The following is a 12,125-nucleotide window of genomic DNA, read 5'->3' on the forward strand; positions in this document are numbered from 1 at the left end:
GCCGTCCCTGTGGGAACGGGCGTGCCCGCGAAGAGGCCGGCACAGGCAACACAAAACCCACAGGCACAAAAAAGCCCGCAGCGACGGCGGGCTTTTTTAGATCAGCCACTCAGATAGGGCGGCTGCCGTACTTGTTGTCCGGCTTCTTGGGCGGGTCGGCGACCACGTTGGCCTCGACTTCCTGAACCTTGCCGCCGCGGGCGAGGAACTCTTCCATGGCCTTGGCCAGGGCGTCACGCTCTTTCTGCTTGGCTTCCATGCTCGGCATCTCGTCTACCGAGACCGCCGCCTTGGATTTGCCCTTGGCAACGGGTGCCGGACTGCTGTCGTCATCGCCAGCGTCTTCGGCGCCATCGTCGGCTGCCGCTTCGAGGCCTTCATCGCCCTCGTCTTCGTCGCCTACTTCGAGGTCATCATTTTCCAGATCGTCGTCGCTCATGTTCTACCTCATGACTTGCGAAAAGCAGGTTAGTTATAGACCAGTGCAGCCGTAGACCGGCAGCCACCAGTGAAAATTCAACTGGCCGTGGGTTAGGCCACTGCCCCAGGGTCGGCGCTCCTGATGGGAGGCGGCACCCAGCAGGCCCTGCTCCTGGCAGGACCTGACAAATCCTTTAGCCCCTGCTGGCCACACGCTATTGGCAAGCCTAGCAAAGGCTGGCGAAGCGTGTGGACTACTCGTCACACACCCTTCGGCGCGCATTCTAGCGCGCCAGCAGAAAAAGCAAAGCATCATGAATGCTCTGCGTTTTGTAAGTTTTCTGCCTACGTCGCGAACGTGTCGGATAAACCGTTTGCCGTACTGGAAATGCTAAAAACCTGGCAAAAAAAATGCCCGGCAAGCCGGGCAAGTTTTTACCGCACCGCGGTTACAGGTTGTAGCCGCGCTCGTTGTGCTGAGCCAGGTCGAGGCCGACCGACTCTTCTTCTTCGCTGACCCGCAGGCCCATCACCAGATCCAGCACCTTGAGGATCACATAGGTGACGATGGCGGTATAGGCCACGGTGAAGATCACGCCCTTGGCCTGGATCCAGACTTGGGCTCCGATGTCGGTGACCGCGCCAAAGCCACCCAGGGCCGGTGCCGCGAACACGCCAGTGAGGATGGCACCGATGATGCCGCCGATACCGTGCACGCCAAAGGCATCCAGCGAGTCGTCATAGCCCAGTTTGCGCTTGAGGCTGGTGGCGCAGAAGTAGCAGATCACGCCCGAGACCAGGCCGATCACCAGGGCGCCCATCGGGCCTACGGTACCGGCAGCCGGGGTGATGGCGACCAGGCCGGCGACCACACCCGAGGCGATGCCCAGGGCGCTCGGTTTGCCGTGGCCGACCCACTCGGCGAACATCCAGCCCAGGGCCGCGGCGGCGGTGGCGATCTGGGTCACCAGCATGGCCATGCCGGCGGTGCCGTTGGCGGCAGCGGCAGAGCCTGCGTTGAAGCCGAACCAGCCGATCCACAGCATGGCCGCGCCCATCAGGGTGTAGCCCAGATTGTGCGGGGCCATCGGGGTGGTCGGGTAGCCCTTGCGCTTGCCCAGCACCAGGCAGCAGACCAGGCCAGCGATACCGGCGTTGATGTGCACTACGGTGCCGCCGGCGAAGTCCAGCACACCCCAGTCCCACATCAACGCACCGTCACCGCTCCAGACCATGTGCGCGATCGGCGCATAGACCAGGGTGAACCAGATGCCCATGAACACCAGCATCGCGGAGAACTTCATGCGCTCGGCGAAGGCACCGACGATCAGCGCCGGGGTGATGATGGCGAAGGTCATCTGGAAGGTGATGAATACCGCTTCAGGGAACAGCGCGGCAGCCGAGGTCAGGTTCGAGGGCGTGACGCCGCTGAGGAACGCCTTGGAGAAGCCGCCGACGAAGGAATTGAAGTTGAGCACACCCTTTTCCATACCGGTGGTATCGAAGGCCATGCTGTAGCCGTAGACGACCCAGAGAATGCTCATCAGGCCAGTGATTGCAAAACACTGCATCATCACCGACAGCACGTTCTTGGAACGCACCATGCCGCCATAGAACAGGGCCAGGCCCGGAACGGTCATGAACAGCACCAGCGCCGTTGCGGTCAGCATCCAGGCGGTGTCGCCGGAGTTCAGCGCTGGGGCAGCTTCCTCCGCCAGGGCAAGCCCGGGCATTACGAGGGACAATAGGGCTCCTAGCCCTGCGATCTTACGCAGAGTCATGTTGTTTTCTCCTGGGGCGTTGGGTTTGGTGAGGCTTTGTTGCTGCTTAGATCGCGTCGGTATCGGTTTCGCCGGTACGGATACGGATCGCCTGCTCCAGATTCACCACGAAAATCTTGCCGTCACCGATCTTGCCGGTGTTGGCTGCCTTGGTGATGGCTTCGATTACCCGATCAAGGTCCTTGTCATCGATGGCAACATCGATCTTCACCTTGGGCAGGAAATCGACCACGTATTCAGCACCGCGATACAGCTCAGTGTGGCCCTTCTGCCGACCGAAGCCTTTGACTTCGGTGACGGTGATGCCCTGCACGCCGATTTCCGACAGCGACTCGCGCACGTCGTCCAGCTTGAACGGCTTGATGATGGCTGTGACTAGCTTCATGAAACTCTCTCCCGATTTGGTGGACTTGCCCCAGGAAAACAAACCCGTCTCAAGTCTAAGCGCAGCGGTTGGCTTTGTAACGCGTCGTCGGCATCCGGCTCCGCGTGCGCACTGCCTGGTCACAAGGAACTGCATCAGTGCATGGCTCGTACTGGTCTTTGCAGAAACCTTGCCAGTTCTGCCAAAGCACGCGAAAACAGTGGGTTATGTGAATTGGTCGGGATTGGCCAGTCGCCAGCATGGAAAACATGCACAATTTCGGTGCGCCTCGACCTGACGCATTGCTCGAAAAATGTGCAGTTAAGAGGAGAGCTGCTTTCTGCTGGAGCCAGCGACGCAGCCGGATGCTCATGCATGCGTGCTACACTGCCGGCCATTTCCCAGCATCAGTGGACAGCCCCATGCTCGCGCCCAAAGCCCTTCTCGACGCCCTGAGCGACCAGGCCTCGCGCCTGTTCAGCAGCGATAGCGCCCAGCCCCGCGCAGAACTGGAAAGCCAGTTCAAGGTGCTGATGCAAGGTGCCTTCAACAAGCTGGACCTTGTCAGCCGCGAAGAATTCGACAGCCAGATGGTCGTACTGGCGCGCACCCGTGCACGCCTCGAGGCCCTGGAAAAACAAGTAGCCGAGCTGGAAGCCCGGCTTGACCCGACCCCACAGGATGAGTGAATGCAGCCCTCCAGCGCTTACCCGGTATTGTTGTTCTCCTACGGCACCTTGCAGGACAAGGCCGTGCAACTGGCCAACTTCGGCCGCGAACTGAGCGGACAGGTCGACCGCATGCTGGGCTACCGCCAGGACTGGGTCGAGATCACCGACCCGGCCGTGCTCGCGGCCAGCGGCAAGTCCCATCACCCTATCGTTACCCCCAGCAGCCAGGCCGACGACAGCGTGGCCGGCATGGTCTTCCAGATCAGCGAGGAAGAGCTGGCGGCGGCGGACCGCTATGAAGTCGCCGACTACAAGCGCGTCGCCGTCACCCTCGCTTCGGGCCTGACCGCCTGGGTCTATGTACGCGCCTGAGTCTCTCGGGCGTGCAGCAGGCACGAATCCAACGGGGTGAGAATGCAGGGGAAATCCCTGCCTGAAAAATCACGACGCACACTTCTTGCGCCGCTCCGGGCCGCGCTCGCTATTCTTGCATAGCCGCAGGAAGCGGCCCTTTTCAGCGACAACGGAGCGTCCATGTCCCTAGCCCTCGTCCACAGCCGCGCCCAGGTGGGCGTGCAGGCACCGGCGGTCAGCGTCGAAACCCACCTGGCCAACGGCTTGCCCCATCTCACGCTGGTCGGCCTGCCGGAAACCACAGTCAAAGAGAGCAAGGACCGGGTACGCAGCGCCATCGTCAACTCCGGGCTGAACTACCCGCAGCGGCGCATCACCCAGAACCTCGCCCCCGCCGACCTGCCCAAGGACGGCGGGCGTTATGACCTGGCCATTGCCCTGGGCATCCTTGCCGCCGACGGCCAGGTGCCAACGGCCACCCTTGCCGAGGTCGAATGCCTGGGTGAACTGGCGCTGTCTGGCAAGTTGCGCCCGGTGCAGGGTGTGTTGCCCGCGGCACTGGCGGCACGCGAAGCAGGCCGGGCGCTGGTGGTGCCACGGGAGAACGCCGAGGAGGCCAGCCTGGCAGGCGGGCTGGTGGTGTATGCGGTGGGGCACCTGCTGGAGCTGGTCGCCCACCTGAACGGCCAGGTGCCGTTGCCGCCGTATGCCGCCAACGGCCTGATCCTGCAGCAACGCCCGTACCCGGACCTGAGCGAGGTGCAGGGCCAACTGGCGGCCAAACGCGCACTGCTACTAGCTGCGGCCGGGGCGCACAACCTGCTGTTCACCGGGCCTCCCGGTACCGGCAAGACCCTGCTCGCCAGCCGTCTGCCGGGGCTGCTGCCACCGCTGGACGAGCACGAGGCGCTGGAAGTGGCAGCAATCCAGTCGGTCAGTGGCCATACGCCACTGAGCAGCTGGCCGCAGCGGCCTTTTCGCCATCCGCACCACTCCGCCTCCGGTCCTGCGCTGGTCGGCGGCAGCAGCCGGCCGCAACCGGGCGAAATCACCCTCGCCCACCATGGCGTGCTGTTCCTGGATGAACTGCCGGAATTCGAGCGGCGTGTGCTGGAAGTGTTGCGCGAGCCGCTGGAGTCGGGCGAGATCGTGATCGCCCGGGCCCGCGACAAGGTGCGTTTCCCCGCACGTTTCCAGCTGGTGGCGGCAATGAACCCCTGCCCTTGCGGCTACCTGGGCGACCCCACTGGCCGCTGCCGCTGTAGCACCGAGCAGATCGCGCGGTATCGCAACAAGCTGTCCGGGCCGTTGCTGGACCGTATCGACCTGCACCTGACCGTGGCCCGGGAGAGCACCACGCTGAACAACCAGCCCTGCGGCGAAACCAGTGCCGATGTCGCGGCCAAGGTGGCCGAGGCACGTGAACTGCAACAGCAGCGGCAAGGGTGTGCGAATGCGTTTCTCGACCTTGAGGGTTTGCGCCGCCATTGTGGGTTGGTGGCGGCGGATCAGGTCTGGCTGGAGGGAGCCTGTGAGCGGCTGACCCTGTCGTTGCGCGCGGCTCACCGGTTGCTGAAGGTGGCGCGCACTCTGGCGGATCTGGAGGGTAGCCAGGCAATTGGCCGGGCACATCTGGCCGAGGCGCTGCAGTACCGGCCAGGGAGCAGTTAGATTGCGGCGAGCATTACCTCGCTACAAGCATATTGATTGCGCAAGTATGCTGAGATGGCTGTTGAAGCTATCGGCCTCTTCGCGGGCTTGCCCGCTCCCACAGGTACTGCACAGCTCTTGAGACCAGCGCAGTACCTGTGGGAGCGGGTTCACCCGCGAAAGGGCCGCTACAGGCTTCACTGGCTGCCCACCAAAGCATCCTCAACCACCTTCAGCAGCACCTCTTCGGAAAATGGCTTGCCCAGGCACACCAGTGCCCCAAGCGCCATCGCCGCCCGCACCGCCCCTTCATCCCAATGCGCCGACATGCAGATCACCGGCAAACGCCACCCCAGCCGGGCCAGCTCGCGTTGCACCGCCAGCCCGCTCATCCCAGGCATCTTCAGATCAAGCAGCACACACCCCGCCTGCCGCGCCAATGCCGAGGCCAGGAACAGGTCCCCCGCAGCGAACGACAAGGTCTCGAGCCCAGCCGAACGCAGCAGGTTGCCCAGGCTTTTGCGCACCGACGCATCGTCGTCGACGATGCACACCGCTCTGCTCATGCGCCGCCCAGGCCCTCAGGCCGCGACCCGATGACGTTGTGCATGGCCACCAGCTCCAGCAGCGAGCGTGACTGCATCTTGTTCATGATGTTCTTCTTGTGAACCTTGGTCGTCACCTCGCTGGTGCCGATCTGCCTGGCGATCTGCTTGTGCGACAGGCCGCCGACCACCAGCGAGAACACCTGGCGCTCGCGCTGGGTCAGGCGCTGGTACTTTTCCTCCACCTGTCGCGCATGGCGCCACTTGCGCCCTTCGACCACGGCACGCGTGCGCACCGCCTGCAGCAGTCTCAGCAGCTGGTCTTCGTCGAACGGTTTGGTCAGGAACTCCACGGCTCCGGCACGCATGGCCTGGACGGTCATCGGGATAGTGCCGAAGCCGGTCATGAACACGATCGGCCAGGGCAGCGCCAGCCGGCGCAGCGCGTCTTGTACATCCAGGCCGCTGGAATCGGGCAGGTGCATGTCCAGCAAGAGGCAGGCATAGGGGGTTTCCAGGCGGGCCTCGAACAGCGCCTCGGCACTGGCGAACAAATGATGCGGGATGTCCTGCGAGCGCAGCAGACGGCCCAACGCCGTGCGCACCGACGGGTCGTCATCCACCACCAGCACAGGCACGTTCAAGCGCTCATCGAACAGCTCGACAGTGTCGGCCACGGCGCACAGCGGCGACTTGTCCAGCGCCTTGCCAGGTACTTCGAGGCTGATCTCGGCGGCCAGGCGGTAGCCCCGGCGCGGCACGGTCTGGATCAGGTCGCGGTCGCCAAAGGCCTTGCGCAGCAAGGACACCTGCACCTGCAGATTGTTGTCCTCAACCACCGTGCCGGCCCACACCTGGCTGAACAGCTCGTCCTTGCCGACCACCCGACCCTTGGCCTTGATCAGCGTCGCCAGCACCTCGAAGGCACGCCCGCCCAACAGGATCGGCTTGCCGTCAACAAAGGCTTCGCGCCGCTCCAGCGACACCTGGGCATTACCTATCCGGATCATGGCTTCCTCGCGCGGGCAAAGGCGTTTTCGCAGCCCCGCCAGCCTAGGCCTGCGTACGCATTCAGACAATTATCCCGAGGGATAGGTTGGCCTGAGGACTATACAAAAGCCCGTCAGCCCCCAGGGGACGATAACGGACAACAGCGTGCCCGTTCCTGCCAAGCAGGCTGCAGCCCGCATCCGTACTGGGCCCGCTGCGTATACTCGCGCATCAGGATGTCGCTAGCAGGGGGTGCTTTATGCTCGATGAACGCCTTGCCCACAGGCCCATCGATTACGACCAGTCGGTCGACGAGGGCTGGCTGAACCGGTGCGACATCAGCGCGCTGGGCCAGGAAGGCGAGCTCAGCTACTTCCGCCTGAGCGACCCTGCCACCCGCCAGGCCTGGATCGCCGTGCGCGCCCCGCGCGAGGCCCCCGCCGCCTGTCAGCGCCTGGAACGTGACTACCGCCTGCAACTGGACCCACAGTGGGCAGTGATCCCCTCGGCGTTCGTGCGTTCGGCCGAAGGCCCGCTGCTGGTGTACCCGACCGGTCGCTCCATCGCCGACCTGATCGCTGAGGGCCCGACGGCCCTGGCTCCGTTTCTCGAGATCGCGGTGAACGCGGCCAATGCCTTGGCCCTGGCCCACGAACGCAATGTGCTGCACGGCGCACTACAGCCCGAACATGTGTGCCTGCACGCCAACCAGCAGGTACGGCTGAGCTGCTTTCGCGCCGACCCGCCGGAGTTGATCAGCAAACAGGGCTCCCCACTCGGCAACTGGGCGTACCTGGCACCGGAACAGATCTGCCCGCACGGTAGCAGCAGCGACCGACGCACCGACATCTATGCCCTGGGCGCAATCCTCTACCAGCTACTGCTGGGCGAACTGCCTCTGACGGGGCGCGACACCCAGCACTGGCGCCAGCTGCATGCCGGCGTGCAGCCGCGAGCAGCCTGCGAAGTGGACAACAATGTGCCGCCCCCCCTCAGCCGGATCCTGGCCAAGGCCTTGTCCAAAGAACCGGACGCCCGCTACCAGAGTGCCCGGGCCCTGGCGGTAGACCTGGCCCACTGCCAGCGGCAGTGGGCCGCCAGCAAGACCATGGAGGCCTTCGAACCAGGCTGTGCCGACCCGGTCACGCCCAGCCGCGCACGCTTGTATGGCCGCTGCGCCGAACAGAAGGCCATCGCCCTGCTGCTCAAGACCCTGCGCCGCGACAGCAAGCCACATGCCCTGTTCATCAACGGCGCCGCCGGCATGGGCAAGTCAAGCCTGGTCGAGGCTGCGCTCAAGGCCAACGCCGAGGGTTACTGGGCGGTCGGCAAGTGCAGCAGTATGGCCCAGGCCGTGCCCTACGCACCCTGGGTCGAAATTCTCGGCGCGCTGACCACCCAGTTGCTGGCCAAGAACAGCCAGGACCTCGACACCCTGCGCCGCGAGATCCTGCGCCGCATCAAAGGCCATGGCCGGCTGCTCGGCAAGCTGGCGCCAGACCTGCACCTGATCCTCGGCCCCCTCCCCGATCTGCCGGCCAAGCCCACGCGCCTGGCACTGCAGAAGGAACTGCGGTCGATCGTCGAATTCTTGCAGGTGTTCAGCCGCCCCGGCCAGCCGCTGGTGCTGTTCTTCGATGACCTGCAGTGGGCCGACGACGCCAGCCAGCAACTACTGGCGCTACTGCTGGCTCACGCACCCGGCAACCTGCTGCTGATCTTCGCCCGGCGCAATGATGCGCCCGCCAGCAGTACACCCCTTGCCCTGCCCCCAGCAGTGCGCAGCACCACGCTGAACCTGCACCCCCTGGACGTGGGCGCGGTGACCGAGCTGATCGGCGAGCGCTACCACGTCGGCCCCGAGGACGCATTTCAGGTGGCCGAACTGGTGCACGGCAAGACGGCGGGCAACCCGTTTTTCATCAATCAGATCCTCCGGGCCATGGTGGAGGACCAGCTGTTCACCTTCGACACCCAGGCCATGCGCTGGTCATGGTGCCTGCAGGCCGTGGCCCGCCATCGCTATTCCGACAATGTCGCCGACCTGCTGATCCACCGCCTGGCGCGCCTGCCGGCACCGCAGCGCGACCTGCTGCGGGTGGCTGGCGCTGCGGGCAGCCGTTGCGATGAACGACTGCTTCACCAAGTCCTCGCCAAAGTGCCCGGCGAACCGTTGAAAGCCTTGATTGGCGCGGGTTTCCTGCAAACTGGCCAGAACGGCCTGGGCTTCGCCCATGAGCGGGTGATGGAGGCCGCGTACGCTCTCACGCCCGAGCGCGAGCGTGCCCCGCTGCATGCACATATTGCCCTGGCCATGCGCCACGCCTGGCAAGATGACTTGCACGAGCTGCTGTTCGAGCTCGCCAACCAGCTGCAACGCGCCAGCCCATGCGGGTTTGCAGCGGATGACTGCGAAGCGTTCCTGCAGCTTTTACGCGAAGCAGCATCACGCGCACGCGACGACGGCGCCTTCGAGCAGGCCGCTGGCTACCTGCATACGGCCGAGCAGTTGCTGCACCACGGCGCCACGTTGGAAAGCCGCGCTACGCATGGCTTTGCCATCGCCTGCATGGCGACGGAGTGCGACATGCAACTGTCGCGAATGATCGCGGCCGAGGCCCGCCTCACTGAATGCCGCCAGCGCGCACGCTCGGCGCTGGACCAGGCGCGGGTGTGCCGGCTGCAGGCTCTGCTGTACACCTTGCGCGGCGACTATCAGGCGGCCATCGACAGCGCCCTCTCCGGCCTGGACTTGCTGGGTACAAGCCCGGTGCGGGGGGGCGACTGGCAACAGATCGAAGCCAGTCATGCCCGGGTACAGGCTCTGGTCGAACAGAAAGGCCGGCACTGCCTGGAGTCGCTGCCGTGCACCGATTCGGAGGAAGTGACAGTTGCGATCAGCCTGCTGGCCACCCTGTCGTCATCGTTTTTCGTAAAGGACGACATCTGCTTCCTGCACCTGGCCAAACTCATGGAGCTGTCGCTGCTGCACGGCGTTGCCCCGGGCAGCACCTATGGCATGGCCTGGTACGGGGTGATGATTGCCGAGCATTTCGGCGCCTACCATGACGGCCATGCCTGTTGCCTGGCCGCGCTCAAGCTGATCGAGCGACACGGTTTCGAGGCCGACCTGACCAGCGCGCTACTGGCCCTGGACCAGGTCAGCGCCTGGACCTCGCCCATGGAGTTCGCCCGCCGCACCGCGCTGGACGCGGTCGACTCGGTGCGCCTGAGCGGCGACCTGGCGATGAGCTGCTATGCCTGCAACCACCTGGTTTCCGACTCGCTGTTCATGGGCCGCTGCCTGCCGGACGTGGTCGAGGAAGTGGCGCAAGGCCTGGCCACCGTACGCCGCCATGGCTACCGCGATATCGAGCAGATCCTGCAGGCCCAGCAAGCATTCATCGCCAACTTGAGCGGCACGCCCTGCCCGGCCGCGGGCGCAGCCTCGAAATCGCCCACCACACGGTTCTTCCAGTACCTGCTGGCCGGCATGAGCGCCTTCTACCTGGGCAATATCCCGCAGGCCATGCGCAACCTGGCACTGGCCGGAGACAACACCTGGGCGGCACCGGCGCACATCAACCTGGCCGACTATCACCTGTTCCGCGGCCTGGCCCTGGGCAGCCCCGAGGCCGCTGGCAGCCTGGCCGACAAGCTGCGCGAGCTGCAGGCCCTGCGCGAGCGCTTCGACCGCTGGGCCAGCTTCAACCCGGCCACCTTCCGCAACAAGCTGTTGCTGATCGAAGGCGTGATCGCCAAGCTCGAAGGCGACGGCCTGGCCGCCATCCGCTGCTTCGACCAGGCACAGATCGCCGCCACCGCCGCCGGTTTCATCCACGAGCAGGCGCTGGCCCACGAACAGCTGGCCGAGGTGTGCATCCCCAGCGGCCTGATCTCCGGCGCCAACCTGCACCTGCGTATTGCCCGTGACTGTTTCCATATCTGGGGCGCGACCGGCAAGGTGCACCAGCTGGAGGCTTTGCACCCGTTCCTGCGCACCCAGCCGATCCAGGAAACCTACCGCGCCACCCACCAGGCCAAGCTCGACCTGGAAGTCGGCATCGAAGCAGCACGGGCACTGTCCGAGGAAGTGCTGCTCGAAGGCCTGATCGAAACCCTGATGGGCCACCTGACCCAGCACTCCGGCGCCGACCACGGTGCGCTGCTGATCGTCAGCGGTGCCGAATTCCAGATGGCTGCCCTCGCCTACATCGACGATGCCGGGCTGCACGTGAATATGGACGACTGCCAGAAGTTCATGACCCAGGCGCCGCTGTCGATCATCAACGCCACCATGCGCACCAAGAAGCCGCTGGTGCTCAATGATGCCCAGCGCGATTGCCCCGAGGCCTTCCGCGAGCAGCTGCAGGCGCGCAACGCCCGTTCGGTGCTATGCCTGCCGCTGGTGATCCAGGGCGTGCTGATCGGCCTGGTGTACCTGGAAAACCGCCTGGTGCCGAACCTGTTCGGTGGCCAGCGCCTAGCCATGCTGGAAATTCTCGCCTCGCAGGCGGCAGTGTCGCTGCAGACTGCCAAGTTCTACACGCGCCTGGCCGAAGACAACCAGACCCGCGCCCAGATGGAGGCCGAGTTGCGCCGCTCCCGCGCGGAATTGGCGCGCACCGCACACCTGCAGGTGATGAACGAGCTGTCGGCGTCCATCGCCCATGAGATCAGCCAGCCGCTGCTGGGCATCGCTTCCAACGCCGCTGCCAGCCTGCGCTGGCTGAAGCGTGCCAAGCCCGACCTGGAAGAGGCGATTGCTGGCCTGGAAGACATCCGCAACGACAGCGAACGGGCCGCCAACATCGTGCGTGCGCTGCGCTCACTGGCCAAGCAGTCACCAATGCAACTCAAGGCGGTGAAGCTGGACGAACTGATCCGCGAAGTGGTGCGCCTGACCTCGGCCGATGCCGCCAAGGGCACGGTGGACGTGCAGACGCGGTTGCAGGCAGGGGTGAGCGTGATGGCCGACCCGGTGCAGTTGCAGCAGTTGGTGTTCAACCTGATTACCAATGGCCTGGAGGCGCTGGCGGGGTATCGCAGCGATGGGGTGCTGCGCATTGCGTTGGCGGTGGTCGGGGATGATGTGGAGGTCTGCGTGGACGACAACGGGCCGGGGATAGCTGCGGATGAGCGTGAGCGGGTGTTCGATGCGTTTCATACCACCAAGATCGGCGGCATGGGGATGGGTTTGGCAATCTGCAGCTCGGTGGTGCAGGCCCATGGTGGGGAGTTGCAGGCGCTGGTGTCGGAGCTGGGCGGGTGCCGGATTCGCTTTACGCTGCCTGTGAATCCTTCCTAAGCCTGTACCGGCCCTTTCGCGGGTGAACCCGCGAAGAGGCCG

The 12,125-nt window shown here is 64.8% G+C and carries 9 protein-coding genes; 4 read left to right on the plus strand and 5 right to left on the minus strand.

The genetic code is table 11. The features are described 5' to 3' along the window. Positions 1-109: 109 nt before the first annotated feature. The 3 genes from sutA to glnK form a co-directional block, all read right to left on the minus strand. On the minus strand, positions 110-439 hold the full coding sequence (sutA, locus tag CAY82_RS08750; RefSeq protein WP_063912190.1) for a transcriptional regulator SutA: 330 nt from the start codon (positions 437-439) through the stop codon (positions 110-112). A gap of 430 nt (positions 440-869) precedes the next feature. Further along, on the minus strand, positions 870-2,201 hold the full coding sequence (locus CAY82_RS08755) for an ammonium transporter (protein WP_087500875.1): 1,332 nt from the start codon (positions 2,199-2,201) through the stop codon (positions 870-872). Positions 2,202-2,247: 46 nt separating this feature from the next. Continuing rightward, a complete protein-coding gene (gene glnK, locus CAY82_RS08760; protein WP_002555808.1) occupies positions 2,248-2,586 on the minus strand; it encodes a P-II family nitrogen regulator in 339 nt (112 codons plus the stop codon). Between the two features lie 401 nt (positions 2,587-2,987). Here glnK and CAY82_RS08765 point away from each other — a divergent pair, with 401 nt between their 5' ends. From CAY82_RS08765 to CAY82_RS08775, 3 genes are all read left to right on the plus strand, one after another. Further along, complete coding sequence (locus CAY82_RS08765; RefSeq protein ID WP_087501083.1) at positions 2,988-3,254, plus strand: accessory factor UbiK family protein; 267 nt, start codon at positions 2,988-2,990, stop codon at positions 3,252-3,254. After that, positions 3,255-3,608 (plus strand): gamma-glutamylcyclotransferase family protein, encoded by a 354-nt coding sequence (locus tag CAY82_RS08770; protein WP_087500876.1) that lies wholly within the window; start codon positions 3,255-3,257, stop codon positions 3,606-3,608. A gap of 162 nt (positions 3,609-3,770) precedes the next feature. Beyond that, positions 3,771-5,261 carry a YifB family Mg chelatase-like AAA ATPase gene (locus CAY82_RS08775; protein ID WP_087500877.1) on the plus strand — a complete coding sequence of 497 codons (1,491 nt, stop codon included), beginning with the start codon at positions 3,771-3,773 and terminating at the stop codon, positions 5,259-5,261. A 176-nt stretch (positions 5,262-5,437) separates the two neighbouring features. Here the strand turns inward: CAY82_RS08775 and CAY82_RS08780 are convergent, their stop codons facing one another. Next, a complete protein-coding gene (locus CAY82_RS08780) occupies positions 5,438-5,806 on the minus strand; it encodes a response regulator transcription factor (RefSeq protein ID WP_170931053.1) in 369 nt (122 codons plus the stop codon). Continuing rightward, on the minus strand, positions 5,803-6,795 hold the full coding sequence (locus CAY82_RS08785; RefSeq protein WP_087500879.1) for a response regulator: 993 nt from the start codon (positions 6,793-6,795) through the stop codon (positions 5,803-5,805). The genes CAY82_RS08780 and CAY82_RS08785 overlap by 4 nt, the downstream gene beginning before the upstream one ends. 239 nt (positions 6,796-7,034) lie before the next feature. On the opposite strand from CAY82_RS08785, the gene CAY82_RS08790 reads away from it, so the two are divergent. Beyond that, positions 7,035-12,083, plus strand: coding sequence for an ATP-binding sensor histidine kinase (locus CAY82_RS08790; RefSeq protein WP_087500880.1), 5,049 nt, complete (start codon positions 7,035-7,037; stop codon positions 12,081-12,083). The last annotated feature ends 42 nt before the right edge of the window (positions 12,084-12,125 follow it).

Origin of the sequence: Pseudomonas sp. SID14000 (assembly GCF_002165135.1) — a bacterium.
Lineage (GTDB): Bacteria > Pseudomonadota > Gammaproteobacteria > Pseudomonadales > Pseudomonadaceae > Aquipseudomonas.

What these genes read in the sequence shown, in the direction of transcription:
- sutA (WP_063912190.1), bottom strand. Translation starts at nt 439, where the DNA reads ATGAGCGACGACGATCTGGAAAATGATGACCTCGAAGTAGGCGACGAA.
- CAY82_RS08755 (WP_087500875.1), bottom strand. Translation starts at nt 2,201, where the DNA reads ATGACTCTGCGTAAGATCGCAGGGCTAGGAGCCCTATTGTCCCTCGTA.
- glnK (WP_002555808.1), bottom strand. Translation starts at nt 2,586, where the DNA reads ATGAAGCTAGTCACAGCCATCATCAAGCCGTTCAAGCTGGACGACGTG.
- CAY82_RS08765 (WP_087501083.1), top strand. Translation starts at nt 2,988, where the DNA reads ATGCTCGCGCCCAAAGCCCTTCTCGACGCCCTGAGCGACCAGGCCTCG.
- CAY82_RS08770 (WP_087500876.1), top strand. Translation starts at nt 3,255, where the DNA reads ATGCAGCCCTCCAGCGCTTACCCGGTATTGTTGTTCTCCTACGGCACC.
- CAY82_RS08775 (WP_087500877.1), top strand. Translation starts at nt 3,771, where the DNA reads ATGTCCCTAGCCCTCGTCCACAGCCGCGCCCAGGTGGGCGTGCAGGCA.
- CAY82_RS08780 (WP_170931053.1), bottom strand. Translation starts at nt 5,806, where the DNA reads ATGAGCAGAGCGGTGTGCATCGTCGACGACGATGCGTCGGTGCGCAAA.
- CAY82_RS08785 (WP_087500879.1), bottom strand. Translation starts at nt 6,795, where the DNA reads ATGATCCGGATAGGTAATGCCCAGGTGTCGCTGGAGCGGCGCGAAGCC.
- CAY82_RS08790 (WP_087500880.1), top strand. Translation starts at nt 7,035, where the DNA reads ATGCTCGATGAACGCCTTGCCCACAGGCCCATCGATTACGACCAGTCG.